This window comes from Sorangiineae bacterium MSr12523 (genome assembly GCA_037157775.1).
GTDB lineage: Bacteria > Myxococcota_A > Polyangia > Polyangiales > Polyangiaceae > Pendulispora > Pendulispora brunnea.
On record CP089982.1, the window covers coordinates 9,475,831 to 9,502,420 of the forward strand.

Annotated in this window: 19 protein-coding genes; 11 read left to right on the plus strand and 8 right to left on the minus strand. The window is 65.5% G+C overall.

The features are described from left to right. Positions 1–2: 2 nt before the first annotated feature. On the plus strand, positions 3–5,363 hold the full coding sequence (gene uvrA, locus LZC95_36905; GenBank protein WXA92019.1) for an excinuclease ABC subunit UvrA: 5,361 nt from the start codon (positions 3–5) through the stop codon (positions 5,361–5,363). Between the two features lie 43 nt (positions 5,364–5,406). On the opposite strand, the gene LZC95_36910 is transcribed toward uvrA, so the two are convergent. The 5 genes from LZC95_36910 to LZC95_36930 form a co-directional block, all read right to left on the minus strand. Further along, positions 5,407–5,628 (minus strand): hypothetical protein, encoded by a 222-nt coding sequence (locus LZC95_36910; protein WXA92020.1) that lies wholly within the window; start codon positions 5,626–5,628, stop codon positions 5,407–5,409. Further along, positions 5,625–7,091 (minus strand): signal peptidase I, encoded by a 1,467-nt coding sequence (gene lepB, locus LZC95_36915; GenBank protein ID WXA92021.1) that lies wholly within the window; start codon positions 7,089–7,091, stop codon positions 5,625–5,627. The genes LZC95_36910 and lepB overlap by 4 nt, the downstream gene beginning before the upstream one ends. Positions 7,092–7,210: 119 nt before the next feature. Further along, on the minus strand, positions 7,211–8,245 hold the full coding sequence (locus LZC95_36920) for a hypothetical protein (protein ID WXA92022.1): 1,035 nt from the start codon (positions 8,243–8,245) through the stop codon (positions 7,211–7,213). Between the two features lie 118 nt (positions 8,246–8,363). Further along, positions 8,364–10,499: a protein kinase gene (locus LZC95_36925; protein ID WXA92023.1), complete on the minus strand. Its 2,136-nt coding sequence runs from the start codon at positions 10,497–10,499 to the stop codon at positions 8,364–8,366. 52 nt (positions 10,500–10,551) lie between these two features. Next, positions 10,552–11,607, minus strand: coding sequence for a hypothetical protein (locus tag LZC95_36930; protein WXA92024.1), 1,056 nt, complete (start codon positions 11,605–11,607; stop codon positions 10,552–10,554). A gap of 96 nt (positions 11,608–11,703) precedes the next feature. Between LZC95_36930 and LZC95_36935 the strand changes: the two genes are divergently transcribed. Continuing rightward, positions 11,704–12,720: an NAD(P)-dependent glycerol-3-phosphate dehydrogenase gene (locus LZC95_36935; protein WXA92025.1), complete on the plus strand. Its 1,017-nt coding sequence runs from the start codon at positions 11,704–11,706 to the stop codon at positions 12,718–12,720. A 20-nt stretch (positions 12,721–12,740) separates the two neighbouring features. Next, the gene (locus tag LZC95_36940; protein WXA92026.1) at positions 12,741–13,856 is read left to right on the plus strand and encodes a hypothetical protein; all 1,116 of its coding nucleotides are present in this window, start codon (positions 12,741–12,743) and stop codon (positions 13,854–13,856) included. A gap of 66 nt (positions 13,857–13,922) precedes the next feature. On the opposite strand, the gene LZC95_36945 is transcribed toward LZC95_36940, so the two are convergent. Further along, a complete protein-coding gene (locus LZC95_36945; protein ID WXA92027.1) occupies positions 13,923–14,201 on the minus strand; it encodes a hypothetical protein in 279 nt (92 codons plus the stop codon). A 134-nt stretch (positions 14,202–14,335) separates the two neighbouring features. Here LZC95_36945 and LZC95_36950 point away from each other — a divergent pair, with 134 nt between their 5' ends. The 5 genes from LZC95_36950 (at position 14,336) to LZC95_36970 (ending at position 20,865) form a co-directional block, all read left to right on the plus strand. Next, on the plus strand, positions 14,336–14,656 hold the full coding sequence (locus tag LZC95_36950) for a hypothetical protein (protein ID WXA92028.1): 321 nt from the start codon (positions 14,336–14,338) through the stop codon (positions 14,654–14,656). A 136-nt stretch (positions 14,657–14,792) separates the two neighbouring features. Next, the gene (locus LZC95_36955; GenBank protein WXA92029.1) at positions 14,793–16,709 is read left to right on the plus strand and encodes a sigma 54-interacting transcriptional regulator; all 1,917 of its coding nucleotides are present in this window, start codon (positions 14,793–14,795) and stop codon (positions 16,707–16,709) included. Positions 16,710–16,716: 7 nt separating this feature from the next. Next, entirely contained in the window at positions 16,717–17,691 is a 975-nt protein-coding gene (locus LZC95_36960; protein WXA92030.1) for an NADPH:quinone oxidoreductase family protein, read from the plus strand. Positions 17,692–17,888: 197 nt separating this feature from the next. Continuing rightward, on the plus strand, positions 17,889–18,356 hold the full coding sequence (locus tag LZC95_36965; GenBank protein ID WXA92031.1) for a response regulator: 468 nt from the start codon (positions 17,889–17,891) through the stop codon (positions 18,354–18,356). Positions 18,357–18,423: 67 nt separating this feature from the next. Next, a complete protein-coding gene (locus LZC95_36970; GenBank protein WXA92032.1) occupies positions 18,424–20,865 on the plus strand; it encodes a Smr/MutS family protein in 2,442 nt (813 codons plus the stop codon). 6 nt (positions 20,866–20,871) lie between these two features. On the opposite strand, the gene LZC95_36975 is transcribed toward LZC95_36970, so the two are convergent. Together LZC95_36975 and LZC95_36980 are read right to left on the minus strand one after the other, a co-directional pair. Beyond that, positions 20,872–21,639, minus strand: coding sequence for a TetR/AcrR family transcriptional regulator (locus LZC95_36975; GenBank protein WXA92033.1), 768 nt, complete (start codon positions 21,637–21,639; stop codon positions 20,872–20,874). Positions 21,640–21,688: 49 nt separating this feature from the next. Beyond that, complete coding sequence (locus LZC95_36980) at positions 21,689–23,323, minus strand: thiamine pyrophosphate-dependent enzyme (protein ID WXA92034.1); 1,635 nt, start codon at positions 23,321–23,323, stop codon at positions 21,689–21,691. Between the two features lie 150 nt (positions 23,324–23,473). Between LZC95_36980 and LZC95_36985 the strand changes: the two genes are divergently transcribed. From LZC95_36985 to LZC95_36995, 3 genes are read left to right on the plus strand one after another with little or no spacing between them, the layout of a single operon-like run. Further along, entirely contained in the window at positions 23,474–24,691 is a 1,218-nt protein-coding gene (locus tag LZC95_36985; GenBank protein WXA92035.1) for an efflux RND transporter periplasmic adaptor subunit, read from the plus strand. Between the two features lie 33 nt (positions 24,692–24,724). Next, positions 24,725–25,387, plus strand: a complete 663-nt coding sequence (locus tag LZC95_36990; protein ID WXA92036.1) for an ABC transporter ATP-binding protein — start codon at positions 24,725–24,727, stop codon at positions 25,385–25,387. Positions 25,388–25,402: 15 nt separating this feature from the next. Further along, the gene (locus LZC95_36995) at positions 25,403–26,584 is read left to right on the plus strand and encodes an FtsX-like permease family protein (GenBank protein ID WXA92037.1); all 1,182 of its coding nucleotides are present in this window, start codon (positions 25,403–25,405) and stop codon (positions 26,582–26,584) included. Positions 26,585–26,590 lie beyond the last annotated feature (6 nt).

A 26,590-nucleotide genomic window follows, 5' to 3' on the forward strand; every position in this document is an offset into this window, starting at 1 on the left:
TCATGCTGCCGGTCGTTCTCCGTGGTGCGCGTACGCACAACCTTCGCAACGTCGATCTCACTCTTTCTCCGGGCCAACTCGTCGCCGTCACGGGTCGAAGCGGCGCAGGCAAGTCGTCGCTCGCGCTGGACACGCTGTATGCGGAAGGGCAGCGGCGCTTCGTGGAGAGCTTCAGCCCGTATGCGCGGCAATTCCTGGAGCGGCTCGAGCGACCGCCCATCGAGCAGCTCGATCCGATTGCCGCAACGGTGGCCGTGGACCGGCGAGCGCCGATCAAGTCGAGCCGTTCGACATTGGCCACGATGGCCGATCTCGAGCCGTACTTCGCGGGCCTGTTCGCGCGCGAGGCGGTTCCCACCTGCCCCGATTGCGGCGTGGAAGCCGTGGCCACGACGCCGGAGCAAGCCGCGCGCGCCCTGGTGAACAAGGTGGGCAAGGCCCGCGCAACGGTGAGCTATCCGATTCGCGCGGAGGATCCCGAGCATTTCTTCGAGCTGCGCGAGAACCTGGTCCGCGACGGATACCGCCGGCTCATGGTCGGCGGTACGGTGCGCGACATCGACGAGGTGCGCCCCAGCGAGGCCACGGCGCCCGACATTCGCGTCGAGGTGCTGCTCGATCGGCTGATGGTGCGCCCCGAGGACCAGCGGCGTTTGCAGCAAGCCATCGAGCTGGCCTGGGAACGCGGCGAAGGACGCGCGGAGTTGCGCGTCGAGCCGACGGGCGAGCTGTTCCCCGATGCAGCAAACGGCGGCTCTTCGCACGTGCCAGTGGTGCGCGGGCTCTCGTGTCCGAAGTGCGCGCGCGCGTTCGAGCCGGCACGGCCGGCGTTGTTTTCCTACAACTCGCCGCTGGGTGCGTGCGAGGCGTGCCGCGGATTCGGGCGCACCATCGAGATCGATTGGGACAAGGTCATCCCCGATCCGCGCAAGAGCATCGAGGACGGAGCCATCAAGGCTTGGGCCGGGTCGAGCGCGGAGTGGGAACGCGGCGTGCTGATGAAGTACTGCAAGCAGCAGCGCATCCCCGTCGATGTGGCCTGGGAGAAGCTCGCGGTGAAGCAGCGCTCGCAGGTCATCGAGGGCGAGGGCACATGGAACGGGGGGAAATACCCGGGCGTGCGCGCTTGGTTCAAATGGCTCGAGTCGCGCACGTACAAGATGCACGTGCGCGTCTTTCTATCGCGTTACCGCGACTACGTGGCCTGCACCTCGTGCAGCGCTTCGCGTCTCAACAAGACGGCGCTCGCGTACCAGGTGGGCGGTCTCAATTTGGCCGGGTGGCACGCGCTTTCGGTGGGCGACGCGCTCACGCGCGTGCGGGACATCGCGGTGCGCGATCCTCAGGGCAAACGGCTGCGTGAGGAGCTGGCGGCGCGCCTCGGTTACCTCGATGCCGTCGGCCTGGGGTACCTGACCTTGGATCGCCAGGCCCGTACCTTGAGCGGCGGCGAGGCGCAGCGCGCAGGGCTCACGACGGCGCTCGGCGCATCGCTGACGGGGGCCCTCTTCGTCTTGGACGAGCCTACGGTGGGCCTGCACGCGTGCGATGTGCCTGCGCTTGCACGCGTGATGCGTCGCCTGTCCGATGCGGGCAACACCGTGCTCGTGATCGAGCACGACACCGAGGTGGTGCGCGCCTGCGATCGCGTGCTGGAACTGGGTCCTGGCGCCGGCAAAGAGGGCGGGCAGATCCTCTTCGACGGAACGCCCTCGGCCTTGAGCAAGCGCAAGGACTTGCCCACGGGCCGGGCGTTGTCGGGGCTTTCGAGCGCCGAGCCGCGAAGGAAGCTCGTGGCCACGGAGCGGCTTTCCATCCGAAACGCCCGCGCGAACAACCTCCGCGACGTCAGCGTCGACGTCCCCCTTGGGGTCCTCTGCGTCGTCACCGGCCCGAGCGGCTCCGGCAAGAGCACCCTCGTCGAGGAGATCCTCTACCGCACCATCGCGCGCAACCTCGGCGACTCGCAGGTCCCCCGCCCCGGTGAGCACGATGGCATCACCGGCGCCGAGCCCATCGCGCGCGCCTGCCTCGTCGACCAGGCGCCGCTCGGCCGCACCGCGCGCGGGAACGCGGCCACGTACACGAAGGCGTGGGATCGCTTCCGCGCCTTGTTCGCCGCCACCCCGGAGGCGAAGGAGCGCGACTTCACCGCGTCGCATTTCTCCTTCAACGTGGGCGGCGACAGCACGCGGTCGGGACGCTGCGAGGCTTGCTCCGGCGAAGGCTACGAAACGGTGGAGATGCAGTTCCTCGCCGACGTCACGCTTCTCTGCGCCGTCTGCCAGGGTAAGCGATTCCGCCCCGAGGTGCTCGCCGTCAAGTACCGTGGCTACGACATCAGCCAGGTGCTCGAGATGACCGTCTCCGAAGCGCTGCGCATCTTCGACCCGCCGTCGCAGCGCGACTACGTCTTGCAGCGCGCCCTCGAGCCGGTGGTGCGCGTGGGCCTCGGGTATCTCCCACTCGGGCAGCCGCTCTCGATGCTCTCCGGCGGCGAGGCACAACGCCTCAAGCTCGCACGCGCGCTCACCGAGCCCGCGCAGGGTACCCTCTTCGTCATCGACGAGCCCAGCGCGGGCCTCCACGCCGAGGACACCGTGTCGGTCATCGGCGCGCTTTCGTCGCTGGTCGAGGAAGGCGCGAGTGTCGTGGTCGTGGAGCACGATCTCGACGTCATCCGCGCGGCCGATTGGGTCATCGATTTGGGCCCCGGCGCCGGTCCATATGGCGGCAACATCGTCGCCGAGGGCACGCCCGAGGACATGGCCACGGGCGACACCAAGACGGGCATCGCCCTGCGCGAACGCGCCTCGCGCCGTCCCGTGCCCGTGCCCGTGCCCGTGCCCGTGCCCGTGCCCGTCGTGAATGCGGTGACCGTGGAGCGCGCGCACGAGCACAACCTCAAGTCCGTCTCGTGCAAGATTCCGCACGGCTCGCTCTGCGTCATCACGGGCCCGAGCGGCTCGGGCAAGTCCTCCTTGGCGTTCGACGTCGTGTTCGCCGAGGGTCAGCGACGCTTCATGGAGACGCTCACGCCGTACGCGCGTCAGTTTCTCCCCATGCTGCCGCGTCCCGACGTGGAGCGCGTGACGGGTGTCCCGCCGTCCATCGCACTCGAACAGCGGCTCTCGCGCGCCGGATCCAACTCCACGGTGGCCACCGTCACCGAGGTCGCGCACTACCTCCGCTTGCTCTACGCCAAGGTCGGTGAACTTCACTGCCCCAAGTGCGACGCCGTCGTTGCCGCCGTTTCCGCCGACGAGCTCTTCTCGCGCCTCGCCTCGGAGCACGGCCGTGGAAAGCACCGCGTTTGGGCCCCCGCCGTGCGCGCACGAAAGGGCACGTACAAGGATCTCTTCACCCTGGCCTCGCGCTCGGGCATCACCGAGGCGGAGGTCGACGGCGATCTCGTGACCATCGATCCGCCGCCGAAGCTCGCCAAGGCCAAGGAGCACACCATCGATCTTCTCGTGCACACGGGAAGCCTCGAGGCCCTCGAGCGAAAAGCCTTCGACCTGGCGCTCTCCTTTGGCAACGGCACGATCCGCGTGGGCGACCGCATTTGGTCCACCACGCAAAGCTGCAGCCGCTGCGGCACGGGCGTGCCCGAGCTCGACCCGCGGTGGTTCTCGTTCAATACGAAGCAGGGCCAATGCGAAGCCTGCGAAGGCACGGGCTTCACCCCCGTCGAATACGAGGACGATGTCCCCGATCCCTGCCCCACCTGCGAGGGTACTCGGCTCTCCGCCGTACCCCGACGCGTGCGGCTGCAGGGTGAAACGTACCCCGAGTTCGTCGGGCGCGATGTCGCCACGGCGCTCGCCGAGGCGCGCAAGTGGAAATTCCAGGGGCGCGATGCGGAGGTGGCGCGCGCGCCGCACGCGGAGCTTCTGCGACGGCTCGCGTTCGTGGTCGACGTGGGGCTCGGTTATCTGGCCATGGATCGCGCCGCAGCGACCCTCTCCGGCGGCGAGATGCAGCGCCTTCGCTTGAGCGCCCAACTCGGGAGCGGCCTGACCGGCGCGCTCTACGTGCTCGACGAGCCGACCATCGGCCTGCACCCGCGCGATACGAAGAACCTGCTCTCCAACTTGCGCGGCCTCGTCGACACGGGTTCCACCGTGGTCGTGGTGGAGCACGATGCCGAGACCATCCAAGCCGCCGATCACCTCATCGATCTCGGCCCCAGCGGGGGACGGCTCGGCGGGCATGTCGTCGCCGAAGGCCCTGCGCCGCGTGTGCTCGCCGATCCGCGTTCGCCCACCGGCCGCGCGCTCGTCGAAACCGCACGCGTGGCCCGCCCCAATCGACCTGCCGCGGACCGCTTCATCGAGCTCACCGGCGCCCGTGCGCACAATCTCCAAGGCGTGGACCTGCGCATCCCCGTGGGGCGCATGACGGTGGTCGCGGGGGTGAGCGGCTCCGGAAAGAGCACGCTGGTGCGCAAGGTCTTCTACCCTGCCCTGCGCCGCGAACTCGGGCTCGTCGGCGACGAACCGGGCACGTTCTCCGCGCTCAAGGGCGCGAAGCACGTGCGGCGCGCACTCGCGGTCGATCAGTCGCCCATCGGGCGCACGCCGCGTTCGGTGCCTGCGACCTTCCTCGGCATTTGGGACGACATCCGCCGCCTCTACGCCGGCCTTCCGGAGGCGAAGGTGCGCGGCTACACGCCCGGGCGCTTCTCCTTCAACGCGGGCAAGGGCGGACGTTGCCCCGCGTGCGAGGGCCAGGGCTCCATCGTCGCCGAGATGGCATTTCTCCCCGATGTGGTTTCACCCTGCGAGGCTTGCGGCGGGGCGCGCTTCGAGCCCGCCACGTTGGACATCCGCTACCTGGGGCTCACCATCGGCGACGTGCTGCACCTCTCGTGCGAGGATGCCGCGGGCGTCTTCCACGCGCACCCGAAGATTGCGCGCCCGCTCTCGACGCTCGTCGAGCTCGGGGTCGGCTACGTGCAGCTCGGCCAAGGTTCGAACACGCTCTCCGGCGGCGAAGCGCAACGCCTGAAGCTCGCCTCGGAGCTCACCGCCGGCATGGCCCACGAGCCCACGGTGTACGTGCTCGACGAGCCCACCACGGGCCTGCACCTCACGGACGTGCGCCGCCTCATCGCGACGCTCGAGCGCCTCGTCGAACGCGGCGACACCCTCGTCATCATCGAGCATCACCCCGACATGATCGCCTGCGCCGATTGGGTCGTCGAACTGGGTCCCGAGGGCGGCTCCGGCGGTGGCCAAATCGTCTTCGAGGGCACCCCGAAGCAACTCGCCAAGGCCAAAACCGCCACGGGCCGCTACTTCGCCCAGGAGAAGAAGGCAACGAAGTCGCGAGGCGAGGAGGGCTCACTCGCAAGCCCGTAGACGTCGACGGCGACAACGTCCGCATTTGGCGGGGGGGGTACGGCTAGCGCCCCTGCCCCGTGACCTGGCGGCAGCGATCCATGCAGTCGATGTTGTCCGCGCACGCCGTGACGCAGTCTTTCGACTTGTCCTGTTTGCTCGTGCAGCCCGGATCGCGCTCGCAGCGCTGCGGATCTTTCGCGGCGCTGCGCTGCATCGTCTTGCAGGCACCGCCCATCACCAACCCCGTCACCAGCATCAGCGCGATGGCCACGCGGCGGATCATTCGCCCTCGCCTCGAAGGAACGTCGGCGGCGGCGGGTTCGTCTGGGCCGGGCGCTCGCGCAGGCACTTGGCCATGGCTCCATCGAGCTGCGGCGAGTGCTGCGGCAGCCGGGGCCGTCCCATCACGGGGGCGCCGAGGCGCGACCAGGCCATGCCCGAGTCCGAGACGCTGAACCACACGAACAACGCACGCCCGCGGATGTTCTCGTAAGGGACGCCGCCACCCTGCCCGCCGAACCACAGACGCGAGTCATGGCTGTTGTTGCGGTTGTCGCCCATCACGTAAACCTCGCCCGGCTTCACGTAATACGGGCCTTGGTAATCCGAGCCTCCGCCCGAGTGATCGTAGAGCGTGAGGAACGCCTCGTCGCCGAGGTACTCGATGTACAGATCGCCCTCGCGGCGGCCCGTGGGCGTATCGAACTCGCTGTACGAATACGTGCCCACCAGGCAGTGGGGCACTTCCCAGCCGTTGATCCAAGGATGACCGCTCTTCGCCTCGAGCTTGTCGCCCGGCAAGGCAATCACGCGCTTGATGAAGTCCTGCTCCGGGTGCTCGGGAAACGCGAAGACCATCACGTCGCCGCGCTCGGGCGGAAGGCTCTTCCACACCCGCGCGTGCGTCCACGGGATCGACGGCCCGTAGGTGAACTTGTTCACGAAGATGTGATCGCCCACCATCAAGGTCGGGATCATCGAGCCGCTGGGGATCTTGAACGCTTCCACCACGAACGCGCGCAGGGCCATCGCCACGGCCACCGCCACGAGAATCGACTCGATGTACTCGCGCACCTCGCTCTTGCGCCATCGGCCGAGGCGCACGTCGACTTCGCCGTCAGCCTGCACGAGCGCCTCGAGGAAAGCCTCTTCGTTGAAGGGCGCCGCCTTCATCGTGTCGCGCAGGCGCTCCAGCTCCATGCGGAGCTTCTCGCGCTCCTTCAGCGAGAGATCGCGTGCGATGGCCTTCTCGTTGCGCGCCAGGATGATCTCGGCCTCATCCAGAAGACCGCGTGCGCGCTCGAAGGTGGTGCGCAGGCTCTCGGGAATGTCCGGCCGCAGCGGCGGGTGCGCATGGCGCGAGAGCGGCAGGCGGAAGCGCACCGCGTAGAACGCCATCTCGAAGGCGGCAAACAGAGCGATGCCCAACGGCACCGGCTGCTCGCGCACCAGGGACTCGAGCCACCCCAGCGTACCTTCGTGCTCCAGCCCGCTCGGCGGGGTCAATGCCCAGATCGTCAGGCAGGCCAGCAGCAGCGGCGCCAACAGGAACCACAGCACGAAGTACAACGTGCGCAGCAGCCGCGAGAACGTGCCCTCGGACTCCGGCGAGCCCGAGGATGGCGTGGGATGGCTGGGCGGACCACCGCCCGGGTTACTCGCGGATGCCGTAGCGACGTGCCGTTCCTCGTCGCCACGCTCTCGCTCGCCAGAAGCGTCGTTTTGTTCGTGGACGGAGGAACTCATGAAGCGTGTGTGGGATCCACCTGGCTCTATAGACCCACCTTCACTTTAGAGCAATCTTCGAGTCTTACGGGGTTGGGCCCAGAAGCCGCTTGCGGGGCGGTTCCTAATCGGAGCGTGCGCTACCGCCGCTTGGCATCCGCCACGGGCTCGCGTTTCCGCGCGCCCCCGTGCTCCGCCGTTTTCTCGTCGGAATCCGGATCGTCGTCGAAGGCGAAGTCTTCGTCCGCCGCCCCCCGACCGCCCGGTGGCAAGGGAGGTGCGCCGGGCGCCGCATCGACCGGCTTGGGCGTCTCGGCCTTTTGCGAGCCGCTTGGCCGGTTGTTGTTGCCGCCCACGTTGTTGGAGCTGGCCGGCTTGCCCGTGCTCGCGCCCGGGATGAAGCCCATGGACTTCTCCGCCACGTCGACCACGCGTGTGAGCTCGCGCAGCGCGATGTTCGACGCGATGATCGACGGCGTCGCCACGCTCAGATCGTGGATGGCGTGAAAGGCTTCGCTCGGCTTCACCTTCTCGCGCTGGAAGCGCAGGTCATCGATGGCGACGCGCACTTCGAGCGGGATGCGCGTGTGCCAGATCTTGCCCGGGATGGCCGTGCGCAGCGCGAGCGACGTGAGGATCGGCTTGCGCGAATAGCCCCCGACGGAGCTTTGGGAGGCGAGGAAGGCTTCGAAGAGCCAGGACACCAGCTCCTGATGCGACGGCGTGTCCTGATCCCACGGCAGGCGCTCGCGGAACTTCTGCCAGATCTCGCCGGTGGGGCCGTACACCGCGATCTCTTCGACGGTGAAGGCTTCATCGAATTGTTTGACGGTGACGTCACCATCTTCGATGACGGAGTCGATGAGCGCACCCTGGAACTCCGGTGTCTTGTTGCGCGCGGCGCGGGGAGCCAAGCCGGTGAGGCCCGTGGTGATGCGCTGACGGATATCCGGGCGCTGCACCAACCATCCCATGCGTACCGACGCAGGCCAGAGCGAGCGCGTTTGCTCGGGCGTCCACCACGAGAAGCCACCGACTCGTAGTTTCTGCAGCAACTCCGCCACGAGTTGAAGAGCCGGACCCTTGCCGATATGCGACTGCGCTTCCTGAGCTAGGGTCGCATCATCGCGCTTTTCCGGATCGGCATGGCGAAGCGAAGTCGGTGAATCGGCCATGAGGCGCTCCTCTCTTTCTTTTGAATTATTTTGAACTTCATCCATTGGTACCACCCACCAAGGCGAGTGGACAGCTTCGATTCATGTCGCGTCGCTCCTGATTCGGAGTTCTTCCGAATCAGGGCAACTCGGTCGAGTAGTGCCAAAGGCCAATGAAGATGGCACCGAGCACGAAGACGACGAGGAAGCTGACCAACGCCACGCCCCACAACCCACGACGCCTGCGCACCGTGCGCGGCGGATAGACGACAGAGTCCGAATCTTCTTTGGTCGGTGCCACCAAAGCGTTGTTCGCACTGGCGGCCTCCCAAGGCACCGGCGACGTTGCGTTGGGCTGCGTCGCGTTGGGCATGGCGATGCGCACCGTTTCGCGCTGCCGCGTGTCTTTGTCCTTCCGCGGCTCGGGCTCGTCCACCATCACCGAGGGCAGATCACCCACGGAGACATTGGCCTTCGGCGGCGGCACCATCTCACGCACGACGCGCGCATCGGTCCCGTTCTCCACCTTTTCGGGCGGCGGAGGCGGCGGCGTCGCCTTGATCTCCATGGCCCCAGGCCCGGCTTGGGGGGCCGCATCTCTCTCCACCGGTGAAATGCGCGGCACATCCGACACCGGTTCGATGGGCATCGTCGGCGTGTCGCGCCGCACCTCCACCGGCTCCGGCTTGCGCCCCGACGTCGCGGGCGTGCCTGTCGTAGCCGGCGTGCCCGAAACGAGAGGTGTGAGGACCGGGGGCACGGTGACCGTCGCCAGCTTGGACGGCTGCGGCGGAAGATCCGAACGCGGTTTCGCCGGCGTCGACGGGAAGCTGCGTGCGACCACCGGTCGCGGAATGGCATGCGGCTGCGACGCGCGCCCGGTGGCGGCGACATCACCCGGCTGCGGAGGAGCCGGTGTAATCCTCCCCGCCTCGCTCAGCTTCTTCGGCGAAGGCGAAAGGGTGGGCGTCGGCGGCGGAATCTTGAACAGCCCGCCCGATCCGGATGCCGCAGGCGCCGTCGATTTGCTTACCCCCACGAGCCCTGCCGCCGCCGAAGGCGACGATCGCGTCGGCGCAGGGATCGACTTCGCCGGCGCTGCAACAGGAGCGACGGGAGGAGGCACCGGCAACGCCGACACGCGCTCCGGCGGCGCCGCAACCGCCGGCGCCGCAGTCTGCGGCGGGGGCGCGGCTGCCGGAACCGAAGGCGCGAGGCCCGTCGCATCGATCAACACACCGTTCGGCGACGTGTCATCCGTCGCGGGCTTCACCGCGGGGCGCGGCTCCGTCGATGGAACCTCGATCTCCTCCGACTCCTCCTCGGCGAGCACCTCGGCCGGGAGCACGCGCCGCGTCGGTTCCTCCGAGCGCACCGCGCTTTCCAGCTCCGACCAGAACTCCGACACGCTCGACCATCGCTCCGACGGAGCCAGTGCGACGGCCTTGGCGAACGCGTTCTCCACCGCGTCGAACACCGAGATCCCGAACGACCGCGGCGTGGGCCGCTTCTTCGGATCCAGCGCGATCGCCGCGAAGTCCTTCTCCTCGCCCGTGGAAGGAATTTCCTTCCCGCGCATCACCTCGATGAGCACCAAGGCGAGCGCATACACGTCCGTCGGCGGGCCCCAGTCGCCCAACTTGGGATCGAACTGCTCCGGCGCCGCATGCGACGGCGACGCGATCAACTGCGGCGCCTCGCCCGGAGCGATCTCGCGCGCGAGATCGCGGATCACCTTGGCCACGCCCAGATCGAGAATCTTCGTCGGCGACTCCCCACCCGACTTGACCAGGAAGAAGCTCCCCAGGGTCAAATCACCGTGGACGAGCTTCTGCTCGTGCGCCTGCGCCAACGCCTTGGCTGCCGGCTCGAACCGAACGAGCAGCTCCGTGAGCGGGCGTCCCGATTGGCTGCGCTCCGCCACCTCGCGCGCGAGCGAGTGACCCTCGAGCCACTCGAGGACGGTGTACGGGATGTACACGCCTTCGTCGCTGGTGGTCATCCCGCTGCCGATGCCGCGCACGAAGGCCGCGTTCTCCTTGCCGATCTGCGAGGCAGCCTTGCTCTCCTCACGGAACCGCTTGAGAAACGTCTCCGCGCGGGCGGCGTCCAGCCACGAGCCAAGCTTGTAGCACTTGAGCGCGACGGGCTTTTTCGGCCCGATGTGCAGGCCTTTGTAGACGATGCTGGAGCGTCCTTCCCCGACCAAGCTCTGGACGAGAAAGTGACCCGCCAGAGTCTTTCCAATCATGCGGAAGGGGTCGAGTGAGCTCACGCGTGCCCAGTATACTCAGGAATTTCTGGCTTCTGAAGTGCCGATGTCATGCTCAAGGCGCTTCTCCGATTTGAGCAACGTAGCTTACGGCCGCCGCGCGATCATCGAGCGGATTTTGTGGGGGTGCGACCTGCCCTGCCGTTGCGGTGTTGTCGAGGACGATGAAGTAGAGCCCTTTGGGGACTGGCACGATTTTCTTGAAAGCCACCCCCGGTTGCATCACATCGGCAGCGATGGGGGTTCCCGAGAGAGGGCCTGTCATCGGGTAATCCAGATACAGCTTCAACGAAGCTTCGCCCTCGCTCTTGGTCATGAAGAGCACGTCGATGGCCACACCTCCATCGACGGTACCGGTGAAGAAGAGGGCGCGACCGGAGTCTTCCACTTCGATAGGTCCGATGAAGTCGCGTTGATTCTGATGCACCTCGGTGCGGAGGTTCTCGTACGTGATGCGATCTTCTCCGCGTACCTCGTACGGGTGCACCGGGCGCTTTCCCTTGTCGACCTTGCCGATGGTGAAGTCCGCCGTGCCGTTCGCCTCGCGGATGACGGTGAAGCCCTGTGAGAGCTGCGAGTTCACTAACTGCCGGCCGATACCATCCGCCATGGGTGCGATCTGGTTCATCATGTTGGCGATGGGCTGCTCGATGATCTGCGTACGAAAATCGCTCGATGCGAGCTTCTTCGTATGGAAGTACGCGTACATCGTGCTGCCCTCCATGAGGAAGTCCTGGTCGTATTCGATCGCGCCGTTGGTGGAGAAGGTGAGCTTCTTCGTCACGTTGGTCCACGCGTAGCCGGGTCCCCCGAAGGTGACCGATAGGTTCCCATCGGACATCTCGCGCGCCGAGCACGTCTGCGGGTAGAAGCGCCCCGTCACCGGGGAGTCCTCGTTCAACTTGAGCGGCGCGTTACGCGTTGTCATCTCATGGCAAAATTCCTTCAAGCCGAAGGCCATGATGGAGCGGCGCAGCGAGCGGTTTCCCGGGTCGTTGATGGGCCCTTCGATGACCCCGAGCATCCGCTGCCCGGTCCCCGAACAGGACGCACAGCCCGAAGCCGATACGGCAAGAACGAGAACCCCCAGGAGCATTCGCATCGGATTCATGCGTATCATAAGGGGTTAGGGGTTAGTTGAAGTCCTCTTCGTAGCTAACCCCTACCCCCTAACCCCTAAAACCTCCGGAGTGATACTCTCCCGGCCATGGGAAAAGTGGCGGTGCTAGGGGCGGGCGCGTGGGGCACTGCGCTCGCAAAGGTGTTGGCTGAAAAGGGAGATCGCGTGCTCGTCTGGAGCCGCCGTGCGGATCTGGCAGAGCAGATCAACCGGACGCGCGAGAACGGGCGCTACCTTCCAGGTGCGCACCTGCCGGACTCCCTCCAGGCAACGAGCAACCTCGCCGAAGCCATCGACGGATGCGACATGATCGTGTTCGTCGCCCCCAGCCATGCCACGCGCGATGTCGCGCGTCTCGCCGCGCCGCACGTGAAGGAAGGCATGCTCATCGTGAGCGCCACCAAAGGCATCGAGAACGACACCCTGGAGTTCATGGACGAGGTGCTCGTTCACGAATTGCCGGCGCACGCCGGACCGAACCTGGCGTTCTTGAGCGGGCCGAGCTTCGCCAAAGAGCTCGCGGCGCACCTCCCGACCGCTGTGGTCATCGCCGCACGCGATGAGGCCGTGCGCCATCGGGTCATGCAGCGCTTTCACCTCCCCTACTTGCGTCTCTACGCCAGCGAGGACGTGGTCGGCGTGGAGTGCGGCGGCGCGCTCAAGAACGTGATCGCGCTGGCCGCCGGTGCGGTGGACGGGCTCGGACTCGGGCACAACACACGCGCAGCGCTCATCACGCGCGGCCTGGCGGAAATCGCGCGCCTCTCGATGGCGCGCGGAGGTTCAGCGCTCACCTTGGCGGGCCTCGCCGGCATGGGTGACCTGGTGCTCACCTGTACCGGAGAACTGTCGCGAAACCGCACCGTGGGGATGGAGCTCGGGAAAGGTCGCAAGCTCACGGACATCCTCCGCGCATTGGGTCACGTGGCCGAGGGCGTGCGCACAACGAAGAGCGCCCGCGACTTGAGCGTGAAGATGGGTGTAGATATGCCAATCACGCGCGAAGTTTACAATGTACTTTATGAAGGGAAATCCGTGGAAAAGGGCGTTGTCGATCTGATGTCCCTTCCACTTGGACCCGAATTTTCCCCTTCGTCGAGCTGAACTGCGATAGAGGCATCGCCATGCCTGGAGTTCGCTTCGCTTACCCGCTTACGCTCGGGATTGGCGCCTTCGTGTTGGCTTTTGGACATGGAGATGCCCACGCGCAATACGCGCAACCCGGATATGGCCAACCCCCGCCGCCAGGGTACGGACAGCCGCCGCCCGGATACGGACAGCCGCCACCGGGATATGGATATGGCCAACCGCCATATGGCCAACAGCCTTATCCCTCTTATCCACCGCCCGCACCGTCGAAGAGCAATAAGCGCGGCAGTGAGGAAATGGGCTTTCTCTACGGAATGAGCCTCGCCTACGGCGTAGGCACGGGCATCTGGATCGATGCACTGGGAAAGATCACCGACCCCGGTCTCGCGATCCTCGCCCCCATCGGCTTCGGCGCTGCCTTTCCGATCGGTGTCTACTTCTGGGACGATTACGACCGATTCCACCGAGGCGTCCCCTCGTCCATGGCCACGGGCCTCGCCCTCGGCGCGGTGGAAGGCCTGGCCATTTCAGGCCTTCACTGGCAGCACACGGGCGGCAACGCGCTCACGTCGAAGAGCTTCCAGGGCTACACCACATTGACGTTCCTGTCGGCCACCGGCGGTGGCATCGGCGGCTACTTCTTCGGGGAGTGGTTGAGACCTGATCCACGTAGCCTGGCTTTTATTGCCAGTGGGTCGGCATGGGGAGCCATCGCCGGAACCATGCTCGGTGCAGGTGCAAGCAGTGGCGATTGGAAAGATGCGGCCAGCATCGTGGGCTTCCTCGGTTACAACGTGGGAATCGCGGCCACGGGCGCGCTATCGACGTTCTACGTCCCTTCGTACAACACACTTAAATATATGTGGCTCGGCTACGTCGCCGGAACCGCACTATCGTCCGTCGTTTACTTTTTCTACATCGGCTCCGATTCGAACCCGAGGCATGGCCTCATCGCCAACGCAGCGGGCGGCCTTGCAGGACTGGGCCTCGCCGCGGTTCTCGCTTCCGATTTGAAGGATGATGGCGATCGCCGCAGCGGGTACTTCAAGGCTCCGTTTCAACTTGGAATGACGCCAGTACCTGCTTTACCGGGCATGTCGATGTCGTCATCACCCGGCGGCACGATGATCTCCGCATTCGGTGAATTTTAGAAGCGTCACGCGAATACCGACGGCCCCGCGAGCGGGGCCCGGGCAAAAACCTCAGTTATCGAACTGTCACTTTGGATCCGGCGCAGGCAACGTGCCCGCGTCACCGGCCGAGGTCTCGGTTTCTGGCACATCCGGTGTCAACGGAGGCTTTTCTTTCCCGCCACAAGCGAACAGCGCCAACGTGGCGGCAATTATCAGCAGACCGAACCGGCGGAATAGTGAGAACTCGATGGCGGATGAGGCCTGTGAAGGCCGCCAGGCCTGAACGAACCGGCGCAATACTGAGAACTCGATGGCGGATGAGGCCTGTGAAGGCCGCCGGGCCTGAACGAACCGGTATTTCATGCAACGCGTCCCTTCTTTCTGCTCACCTGGGCATAGCGGGTGATAGCTGTGCCTACCGGGGCATGAAGGACGTGCCCATACACGATCTGATCCATACAAAACACGAAAGGGCCCCCCTTTTCAGGAGGCCCTTCGTGCAATCATTTGCGTTAGGCAAACGACCTGAAACCGTCCCTCACTTCGCGGGCGGGGTCGTCGGCGCAGCAGAGGTAGCCGGAGCCGCGGAACCCGACGACGCCGGAGCGGCCGAGCCAGCGGCAGCCGGATCGCTCGGGCTGGTCGTCGTGGTCGTGGTCGACGACGGATCCGACGCCGGCTTTTCCCCACCGCAAGCCACCATGCCCAACGCAATCGCGGCAAAAATCGCTGCCTTCTTCATGGAAATCTCCTCCTCGATGTACTTCTCAAATGAGCGAGGCCTCTATTTCGCTCACCATGTCTCGCCAGTCAATTGAGAAATCGTAAAGTGGCCCGTGTCCCGACCGCTTGCTAAACGCTTCGAGGGCCCATCTGGCGTGAGACCACGATATATAGATCGTAGCCCGCGCACTGCCGGAAGACGTACCGCGCTGGTGTCCGGGTCCGAATGCCATGCCGACATTGAAATGGTTTCCTCCTCAAGGTTCTCCCCGCGTATTTTCGCTGTTCAAGCCCGTCTCCACGATCGGGCGCGCGCTCGGCAACGATGTTGCCGTGTCGACACCGGGCATCGCCGAAACGCACGCGCAGATTCTCTTCGACGGTCGTGACTTCAATCTGGAGGAAGTCGACCGCGCGGGAGAAATTCTCATCAATGGGAAGAAGAAACGGCGCGCGCGGTTGGTTCACGGCGACCGTCTCACGCTCGGCGATGCAGAGCTGCAGTTCAGCGTCTTCGACGAGCCACGTGCGGAGCCGCAAGACCCCGTTTCGGCCCGAAAACCAGGGGCTCCGGAGACCGCGGACACCCCGCTCGCGGGCGTGCGCAAGCTATTCGAGTTCAGCGAAAAGCTGATGACACAAAAGAGCCTCGACGAATTGCTCGAGACGATGCTCGATGCGGTTCTCGAAGTCACCGGCGGTGAGAAGGGTCTCATCCTGCTGCTCGACGACGCCTTCGGCGCGGCGCCAGCAAGTGCTGCTGGTACGGAAGGTGAGAAAGAAAAAACCGACGGTAAGCGTCCGCTGGTGCGTGCCTCGCGCCACATTCGTCGCGAGGCGATGAACAACGCGCCGAACCTCGTTTCGGACAGCATCGTGCGCAAGGTGCTCGAGACCGGCCGCCCGGTCATCGTCAGCGATGCGCTGAGCGACGCACAATTCGGGTCCAGCGAAAGCGTACTTGCACTTCGCCTTTCGAGCGTCATGTGCGCGCCACTCGTTGCTCAAGGGCACGTCATCGGTGCGATGTACGTTGGAAACGATCGCGTCAAAGGGCTCTTCGAGCGCTCGCAGCTCGACGTGCTTTCGATCTTCGCCGGCCAAGCGTCGCTCATCTTGCAGAACGCGATGCTCTTGTCGGCGCTGCGCGCGGACAAAGATCGACTCTCCGCGGAGCTGAAAGACAAGCGATTCGGCGAGATCATCGGCGTGTGCCCGTCGATGATGGAGGTGTTCCGCAAGCTGCAAAAAGTGGCCACGACGGACATCTCGGTGCTCATCACGGGAGAAACCGGCACCGGCAAAGAGCTGATCGCGCGCGAGGTGCACCGTCGTTCGAATCGTGCATCCCATCCGTTCGTGGTCATCAATTGCGGAGCCATTCCAGAAAATCTCATCGAGAGTGAACTGTTCGGGCACGTGAAAGGCGCATTCACCGGTGCGGTGGCCTCGCGTCCGGGCAAGTTCCAAGTCGCCGACAAGGGCACGCTGTTCCTCGATGAAATCGGCGAGCTCCCGCTCAACCTGCAGGTGAAACTGCTGCGCGCTTTGCAAGAGCGCGTGGTGTTCCGCGTGGGCGATTCGCGTCCGGAAAAAGTGGATATCCGCATCGTGGCGGCCACGAACCGCATTCTCGAAGAAGAGATTCGCGCGGGGCGCTTCCGCGAAGATTTGTATTACCGACTCAATGTCGTGAATATCTATCTTCCGCCGCTGCGCGAACGCGGGGACGACGTTCTCATCATCGCAAAAGCGCTGTTGTCCAAGTATGCCGACGAGCTTTCGTCGAAGATCGTCGGGTTTACGCCGCAGGCTTTGGCGGCCATCAAAAAGCATGCGTGGCCGGGCAACATTCGGCAGCTCGAAAACCGAATCAAAAAGGCGTTGGTGCTCTGCGAGAAAACGCTTTTGGGACCCGAAGATCTCGATTTGATCGAGAATGCGGAAAATCCCATTTTGCCACTCGAGAAAGCCAAAGAGGAATTCCAGCGCAAGTACGTCCTCGAGGTACTCGAGCGCAACAACGGCAACCGGACCCAGACGGCCCGCGACCTCGGCGTCGATCCGCGCACCATCTTCCGCTATCTGGAACGCGAGGCGAACCCTATCCCCAGTGGTGCTGGCGGAGGCGGTGGCAATGACAAATGAAAAACGGATGCGCGCGGTTCGAGTTCACCAGCTCACGGGCCCCTCGGGCCTCGAGGTGGACGAGGTGCCCGAGCCCAAGGTCGGGCCCGGCGAGGTGCTTCTCGACGTAAAGGCCGCAGGGGTGAACTTTCCCGATCTGCTGCTGTCGTACGGGAAATATCAATTCAAACCGGAACCGCCGTTCGTGCCGGGCGGGGAGGCGTCGGGGGTGGTCCGTGAAGTCGGCGCCGGCGTGACCAAGGTGGCGCCAGGCGACCGAGTGGCCACCACGATGATCCACGGCGCCTTCGCCGAGGTGATCGTGGTGCCCGACGCGATGGTGGCAAAGATCGGGGATGCCGTGTCCTTCGAGGCCGCGGCGGCCACGTTGCTGACGTACTGCACCACGCTTCATGCGCTGGTCGATCGTGCGGCGCTCAACGCTGGCGACACGCTGCTCGTGCTGGGCGCGGCCGGCGGGGTGGGCATTGCGGCGGTGCAGCTCGGGAAGCTACTCGGCGCACGCGTCATCGCGGCAGCCTCGACCGACGAAAAGGTTGCATTCTGCAAGGAACAAGGCGCCGACGAAGGCATCGTGTACGGGCGCGAGGACCTGAAGGAGCGCCTGAAGGTGCTCACCTCGGGCCAAGGGGCGAACGTCATTTACGATCCGGTGGGCGGCGCACTGGCCGAGCCCGCACTGCGATCCATTGCGTGGGAAGGCCGCTACCTGGTGGTGGGCTTCGCGGCCGGCGACATTCCGAAGATTCCGCTCAACCTGGTGCTGCTCAAGGGCTGCCAGGTGGTGGGTGTCTTCTGGGGCAGCTTCGCCATGCGCGAACCGGAGCGAAACCGTGCGCACGCGACGCAGCTCTTCACGTGGGTGCAGGAAGGGAAGTTGCGCCCTCACGTGGATGCGGTGCTCCCCTTCGCGCAGGCAGGTGAAGCGCTCGAGCGCCTCGCCCGACGCGATGTTAAGGGGAAAATCGTGCTCGTTCCTTGATCGCGCGGACAAAAGGAAGAATCTTTACGAACACGCGCAACGCGGTGTCGTTTCGCGCATCTTCTTAGCAAACGCACGCCTGGCGTGCGAACGCTAGTATCCACCATCACTTCCACGGGTGAGCCGGAGCTCGCGTGCTGGACGGCTTTGTGTCTGCGGGGGCGGGCGGCGAAGTCTCGTGAGGAGGAATCATCGCAATGCGGTTGCAGCAAGTCCCCGACGGTTCGAAGCGATACATCCTTCAAAAGCTTCACATCCTGGTGGTCGAGGATGACCGGGATTCGCGCTCGATGATCTCGCGCTTCCTGCAACAGGCGGGTGCGCGGGTCACCGCGGTGTGCGATGCGTTCGAGGCGCTACAGGTCATTCGTGCCGTGCGTCCGGATGTCATCTTGTCCGACATCGCCATGCCCGGCATGGACGGACATGCCCTCATTCGCCACGTGCGAAGTTCGCCCGCCGCGATGGGTGCCCTGGTGCCCGCCATTGCGGTAAGCGCCTTCGCCGCGCACGACGATCGCATGACCGCGATCCACGCCGGTTTCGACGAGCACCTCGCCAAGCCCGTGGACTTCGGCGCGATGCTGCAAGCCATCTTGCGGGTCGTCCGCGAGAAGCGCGACACATCGGACAAGGCGACGATCCCGCCGGTCGCGAGTTCGTAAATTGGGCTAGGGCTTGCGTTTGGGTGCGCTTGCGCCGGCCAAAAAGGCGCCCTACTAATGCCCGACCTTGAGCGCTGAGTATCCGACATCATCGGCCTTGGAGGCAGCGGCCCCGGCGAAAACGCGCGCGGATCTCGAATGGGACCGGGTGCTTTCGGCGGTCGCCGAACGCTGCCAGGGCGACATGGGGAAGTCCGAGGCCCTTTCGCTGTCGTTCGCCGGCACCAGGGAAGAGGTGCGCGCGCGGCTGGCCGAGGCCAAAGAAGCGCACTCGTGCCTGCTCGCGGGCGAGCCTCTTCCGGTCAGCGCCACTTTCGACGTGACGGAAGCGGTGCAGCGCCTCAAGGTGGGCGGTGCCCTCGGCCCCATCGAGTTGCGCGGCATCGGCGGCATGCTCACGGCGGCGCGTGCGCTGCGTCGCTTTCTCCATGCGCGCCGCGGTACGTTGCCCGCGCTCTATGCGGCGTGTGCCACCGATCCGACGTTGGATGGGCTCGCCGAGGAGGTGGCGGGCTCCTTCGATCCGGATGGCACCCTGTCCGATCGCGCGAGCCCCGCGTTGGGCCGCCTTCGCGCCGAGCGCCAGGCCGCGCGTCAACGCATGCTGGCGCGCTTGGAAGATCTCATGGTGCGCTACGAGCGCGTCCTGCAGGACAAGTTCGTCACCGAGCGTGAAGGGCGATACGTCCTGCCCGTGCGCTCCGACGCGCACGAGCGCTTCCCCGGCTTGGTGCACGCCACGAGCGCCAGCGGATCGACCATCTTCGTCGAGCCGCGTGCGGTCATCCCGATGGGCAACCGCCTCAAGATGCTCGACGCGGAGGTGGAGCGCGAGGAGATTGCAGTCTACACGCGTCTATCGACGCTGTTGGGCGACGCGCTCGCGAGCCTCGAAGCCTGCCGTGCCGCCATCGCGCGGGCCGATGTGCTTGCAGCGATTGCGCAGCTGGCCGAGGAGCTCGGGCTAGTATTTCCCAACGTGGTCGACGAGCCGCGGCTCGACTTGAAGAAGGCGCGCCACCCGCTCTTGGCGCTCGATGGGACGAAGGTCATCGCGAGCGATCTGGCCATCGGCGCAGGGCATGCGGTGGTGGTGAGCGGCCCCAACGCGGGCGGGAAAACGGTGGCCCTCAAGACGATGGGGCTCGCGGCGCTGATGGTGCGCGCGGGGCTTCCCGTCGCGTGCGACGAGGGCAGCGTCGTCGGCATTTTCGACGTGGTGGTGAGCGACGTCGGCGACGATCAGAACCTGTCGAAAAACCTGTCCACGTTCAGCGCGCACGTCTCCAACCTGCGCGACATCTTGGATGCGGCCCATCGCGGCGCACTGGTGCTGCTCGACGAGCTCGCGGGCGGAACCGATCCGCGCGAGGGCGAGGCGCTCGCCGCAGGTGTGCTCGATTCACTGTGCGCACGCGGCGGCGCCGTCGTGGTCACCACGCACTACGAGGGCCTCAAGGCGCTCGCGCTGGCGGACGAGCGCTTTCAGAACGCGTCGGTGGGCTTCGACCTCACGACGATGGAGCCGACGTTCCGCGTCACCATCGGCATTCCGGGCAGCTCGAGTGCGCTCGCCGTGGCGCGGCGCTTCGGCATGCCGGGCACGGTCATCGAGCGCGCCGAACGCTTCCTGTCGCGCGAGGATCAGAGCTTCGAGACGCTCGTGAAACGGCTGCACGAGGAGCGCGCGGCCTTGGAGCTGGCGCGCAGTGCGGCGACGACCCGCGAGCGCGAGGCGGAGCAAGCACGCGCGCGGTTGGAGGCGGAGATCGCGCGCACGCGCGACCAAGAGGCGCGCATCGTCTCGCGCGAGGCCGAGGCACTGCTCGCGAGCCTGCGGCGCGCCAAGGACGATTTGCGCGAGGCGCAGGCCCGGCTGCGCGCGAAGAAGCTCGACGAGGCGCAGCTTCGCGATGCCGAGCGCGCGATCCAACGCGTCTCCGGTGCCGTGGCGCTGGGCGGCGAGCTGGAACCGGTCGTGCGCGCACGCGAAGCGCGCGAGCGCGGCGAGGCTGCGGAACGGCGGCCACTCGCGCCGGGTGAAGTCCGCCGCGGCACCCGCGTGTACGTGCCGCGTCTTCGCGCCGAGGCCGAGGTGGTGGAGGTCTCGGGCGAATCGGTGCGCGTCTCGGCGGGCGCGCTCAAGTTGAACGTGCCTTTGGGCGAGCTTCGCTCGGCCGCGCCCGCGGAACCTGCCGCCCCCGCCAAGCCGGCCCCCGCGGCCGCACCCGGAGGAGAAGCGCGCCGCGATCCCGCGATTGCGACCAGCGACAACACCTGCGACTTGCGCGGGCTGCGCGTCGATGATGCCCTGGCCCTGGCCACGTCCTTTCTCGATCGATGCCTCAACGAGCGCCGCTCGGTGGCCTTCCTTCTCCACGGACACGGCACCGGCGCCCTGCGCGATGCACTCCGCAAAGAGCTGAAGTCCAGCTCCTACGTGGCGCACATGCGCTCGGGCACCCAGGAAGAAGGCGGCGACGGCGTGACCGTGGTGTGGCTCAGTTAGCCTGATTTAGTTCTGTTTGCGCTGTTCCACCAAGAGCGCCACCCCGTCGAGGATGCGCTCGAGGCCGAAGGTCAGCATGTGCATCGGATCCAAGAGGCCCTCGTAGGCCTTCGACGAGGCCGAGCCCACGCGGCCGGCCACCGGAAAGCGCGATTCGTCCATCACTTGGGTCAGGATCGGCCCGGTGGTCACCCACCACTCGCTGTCGCTCATTCCGCTCTCACGCTGCACACGCTCCGAGCTCAACTTCGCGGCCGCTGCGCAGGACACGTGCGTCAGCACCAATGTCAGCACCGAGTCCATCTCGATGTCGGTGAGCCCGAGCCCGTCGAGCGGCCGCAACTCGGCCTCGTATTTGAGACAGAGGTTCGGCCCCAACGCGGGACGCGGTCCCAGGATTTCGATCATCCACGGATGCCGTAAGTACGCCTCCCAGTTGCGACGCGCGATGAAGCGCATGCCTTCGCGCCAGCCACCGGGCTGCCGGGCCGGCTCGCCCTCGTCCGCGTAGATCTCGCCGAGCACCGTATCCAGCATCAGATCGGTCAGCTCGCCCTTTCCCGGCACGTGCGTGTACAGCGACATGGTCCCGACCTTCAGGGCCTCGGCCACTTGCCGCATCGACACGGCTTCGAGGCCTTTCGCATCGGCCAGTTCGATCGCCGCCTGCACGATGGCCCGCACGGTCAGCCCGGAACGACCGGGCTTCGCGTGCGAACCCCATAGCAACAACAGGCTGCGCGCCGGATCGGCGCGCTCCTTTTTCTCCGCCACTTGACGCCGCCTTCTTCGAACCGTACAGTGTACGGTACACTATACGATGTCAGACGCTGATGGCACCCTTGCGGAAGTCGCTCTTGGCGATCTTCACGTTCACGCACGCCGGCTTGCCCGCGGCAAACGCAGCGTCGAGCGCGGGGCCGAGGTCCTCCACCTTCTCGACGTAGGCGCCGAAGCCGCCGCACGCTTCGACCACCTTCTCGTAGCGCGTGTACTCCAGGCCCGTGGCCACCGCGCGCTCCGTTCCGTAAATCTCCACCTGACCGCGGCGGATTTGCGTCCAGCCCGCGTCGTTGCCGATCACCGCGATGACCGGGATGTTCTGCCGCACCATCGCTTCGAACTCGAGCCCGTGCAGGCCGAAGCTTCCGTCGCCGTAGACGAGCACCACGTTCGCATCCGGCCGCGCAAGCTTCGCCGCCATCGCATAACCGGGACCCACACCCAAGGTGCCCAGCGGGCCCGGGTCCATCCACAGCTGCGGCCACTCCAACTTGAGCACGTAGGCCGCCGTCGCCACGAAATCGCCGCCATCGCCCACCACGATGTCGTTCGGCTTGAGCCGCTTGCCCAATTCCGCGCACACGCGCAGCGGGTTGGGCGGCGAATCGTTGGAGCCGATCTCGGCCTCCATCTTCGCGCGCCGCTTCGTCTCTTCTGCGCGCACGGCCGAGAGCCACTCGGGCGCCTTCTTCGAGGGCAGCGCGCGAAGCAGCTGGTCCAAAACGAGCCCGCTGTCGCCGTGAATGCCGAGGTCCACGCGGCGGTTGCGTCCCAGCTCGGCGCCCTCCAGATCGATCTGCACGATTTTCACGTCGTTGGCCCACGTCGGCGAGCGGCCATAATCGACGCGGAAGTCGAACGGCGTGCCGAACACGAAGGCAACGTCGGCCTGCGCCAGCGCGAACTTGCGCGAGCGCGAAAAGAGCTGCGGGTGGTTCGCCTTCAGCGCGGTGCGGGCCATCCCATTGAGAAAGAACGGCACCTCGTACGCGTCGGCCGCGCGGGCCACCGCATCGAACATCGGCGACCATCGGAGCTGCGAGCCCACGAGGAAGCACGGCCGCTGCGCCTCGCGGAGCAACGCCGCCGCGCGCTCGATGGATCGGTAATCGCCGCCGGGACGCGGCGGCTCGGCGAACGGTGCGGTCGCCGGCTGATCGGCGTCGTCGTGCACGTTCATCAACAGGTCGAGCGGCATCTCCAGGAACACCGGGCCGGGCACGCCCTGCTGCGCCACACGGAACGCCGCATCGATGTACTCGGCGATGCGCCGCGTCTCGGGAACCTGCACGCTCCACTTCGTGATGGGGCGCATCAGGCTCACGTGATCCATATCTTGGAGCGAGCCCATATCCGTCAGGAGCTTGGGGCCCGCGCCTCCAATCACGATCATGGGCACGCCCGCCCGCTGCGCATTGGCCACGGCGGTCACCACGTCGGTTACACCGGGACCTGCCGTCACGGCGCAGACACCGGGCTTACCCGTCACACGCGCGTAGCCATCGGCTGCGTGCCCGGCGGTCTGCTCGTGCCGCACGTCGACGACGCGGATCTGCTCATCGAGACAGCCGTCGTAGATGGCCTGGATGTGCCCCCCGCACAGCGTGAAGAGATGAGTCGTTCCATGACGCTTGAGGGCCTGCGCGACGATTCGACCACCGTGGACGTAACCCATTGAACCTTGCTCCCTTGTTTAGAAACTCCGCGACGGCAGAGTACACCAACCGATCCTAGCCTCGGGCGATTCGCAATCTGGGACAAGCGAAGCCGGAGGCTCGATGCCATAGGTGCCTTTCCACGGCGCCCTGCGCTCCAGGAGCTTTCCATGTCGCAACAGCTATCGAACGACCTTTTGTCGCTCAAGATCGAGCGCAATCCACGAGAGAACAAGAGCGGCGCACGTTGGCTGACCCTCGTCGGCGGCGGTGCGGCCGCGTTGGCCTTGGGCGTGGTCGCATACACGGCGGGCATTCCCTACCTGGAGGCAAAGTTCTTCCGAACCAAGGTCGACGTGACCGAGGTGGCCATGGTGTCGCCGTCGCAAGCCCAGGTGGAGTTGAGCGCGACCGGCTACGTCGTACCGCAAATCACGGCACGCATTGGCGCGAAAGTCATTGGACGGGTCGCGCACACGCGCATCAAGGAGGGCTCGCGTGTGAAGGCGGGCGACGTGATGTTCGAGCTCGATGCCGCGGATCAAAAGAGCGCCATCGCATCGGCCCAAGCGCGGTACGAAGCGTCGTCGGCGCGCGCATCGGCATCGCACGCGCAGATGCGGGAGGTGCAGCAGCAGCTCGCCCGCGAGAAAAAGCTGGTCGCCACCGGCGCCGTGGCCCCGGCCCAATCGGAAGATCTCGATGCGCGCGTAGCCACGATGCGTGAGACCGCGCGCGCCGCGGAAGCGGAGGCCCACGCGCAAAGGGCGGAGGTGAAGGCGCTTTCCGTGGGCCTCGGGAATTTGACCATCGTGGCGCCCATCGACGGCACCGTCGTGAACAAGCCGGTGGAGGTGGGGGCGGTGGTCCATCCGGAGATCCCGCTGACCGAGCTGGTGGACTTCGATTCGCTGCTCATCGAGGCCGACGTGCCCGAGGCGAAGATGGGCAGCATCAAAAAGGACGCCCCGTGCGAGGCCGTCTTCGATGCGATTCCCAACCAGCGCATTCGCGCGGTGGTGGTCGAGGTGAGCCCTCGGTTGAACCGCGCAAAGGCCACCGGCACGATCAAAGTGAAACTCGTCGACACCGTCGAGGGCGTGCTTCCCGAGATGAGCGCCCGGGTGAGCTTTTTGTCCAAGCCTCTCGAGGCGGACCAAATGAAGGAGCCGCCGCGCAAAGTCGTGCCTTCGTCGGCATTGGCCGAGCGCGCGGGCAGCAAAGTGGTATTCGCGGTCGACGGGGAGCGCGTGCGCATGCAGCGCGTGGATCTCGGCGCGCCCTTCGGCTCCGGCTTCGAACTGAAACATGGTCCCGAGCCAGGAACGGTCCTGGTGCGGGATCCTTCGCCGGCGCTCGCGGATGGACAGGCGATCAAGAGAAATTGATTTTTTGACGGCCGCGCGATTGGAGAGGAACCAATGATCAAACTGAGCGCCATCGACAAAACGTATTACCGCGGCGACGAAGCCGTCAAAGTCCTCCATGGATTGAGTCTCGACATTCCCACGGGCTCGTTCGAAGCGCTGATGGGCCCCTCGGGCTCGGGCAAATCGACGCTATTGAATCTCATGGCCGGTCTGGATCGCCCGAGTGGCGGATCCATCGAAATTGCGGGGCAGCGCATCGATCAATTGAGCGAAAGCCAACTCGCTCGATGGCGGGCCGACAACGTCGGTTTCATTTTTCAGTCGTACAACCTATTGCCGGTGCTCTCGGCAGTGGAAAACGTGGAATTGCCATTGCTCCTCACCGCGGTGCCTGCGCGCGAACGGCGGCGGCGCGCGGAGACGGCATTGCGCATCGTGGGATTGTCCGAGCGCATGCACCATTATCCGCGGCAGTTGTCCGGCGGCCAGGAGCAGCGCGTGGCGATTGCACGGGCCATCGTGAACGATCCCAAGCTTCTCGTTTGCGACGAGCCCACGGGCGATTTGGATCGAAATAGCGCCGACGAAGTTTTGAGGCTGCTGGAGACGTTGAACAAAGAGTTGCACAAGACCATCGTGATGGTCACCCACGATCCGGTCGCGGCCGAACGAGCCGGCATCGTGCGCCGCCTCGAAAAGGGCGCACTCGCATAGAGAAAGGCCTTCAACGTGAACTTCTTTTCCATCGCGTTCAAGAACTTGGCGCGAAATCGCTTTCGCGTGGTCCTCACCATTTTGGGGGTCGCCGTGCCGGTGGTGACCTTCGTTCTTCTGCGCACGGTCATTTGGGCGTGGGAATTGGGCGCCGAAGTTGCGGCCAAAGATCGCGTGGTGACCCGCCACAAAGTCACCTTCATCATGACCTTGCCTTTGCGTTACGTCAGCGAACTGCAGCAGCATGCCAAGGAGCTCGGCGTGAAACAGAGCACGTACGCCGTGTGGTTCGGCGCCAAAGACCCCGCGCACGACAAGGAGTTCTTTGCGACCTTGGGCGTGGACCCCAAAACGTACCTGGACGTGTACACGGAAATGTCGATTGCGCCGCAGGAGAAGCAGGCGTGGTTACAGAACCGCAAAGGCGCGCTGGTGGGTGACGTTTTGGCGCGCAAACTCGGGTGGAAGGTGGGCGACAAAGTCACGTTGCAAACCCCGTTTTATCCGGATACGCCCAATTGGGAATTCACCATCGAGGGCATTTACCAGGCGACGGCCAAATCCGTGGATCGATCGAGCTTCTTCTTTCACTTCGACTACATCAACGAATCCATCCCTGTCCGGCAGCGCGACCAGGTCGGCTGGATCATCAGCCGCGTGGTCGATCCATCGCGCGCGGCGGAGGTGGGGGTCCGCATCGACAAGATGTTCGACGAGCAGGAAACGCAGACCTTGAGCCAGGACGAAGGCGCCTTTCAAGCGAGCTTTCTCGCATCGTTCTCGGCGCTGCTGAAGACGCTCAACGTCATATCCATCGTCATTCTGGTCATCATGTCGCTCATTCTCGGCAATACCATTGCCATGGGCGTGCGCGAGCGCACGAACGAATACGGAGTTCTGCGCGCCGTGGGCTTTTTGCCGAAGCACCTCGTGGGCTTCGTGCTCGGGGAATCGCTGCTCTTGGCCGGCTTCGGGGGCGCGCTGGGATTGCTCCTCGCCTACCCTTTCGTGGAGCAGGGCCTCGGCCGCTTCATCGAGGAGAACATGGGCAATTACTTTCCCTATTTCCGGGTGACGCCGGAGACGGCCCTCGTGGCATTCCTCGCGTCCCTGCTGGTCGGCGTTCTGGCAGCCGCCATTCCCGCTTACCGAGTATCCAAATTGCGCGTCGTCGAGGCGCTGCGGCGAGTCGCGTGAGGCAAC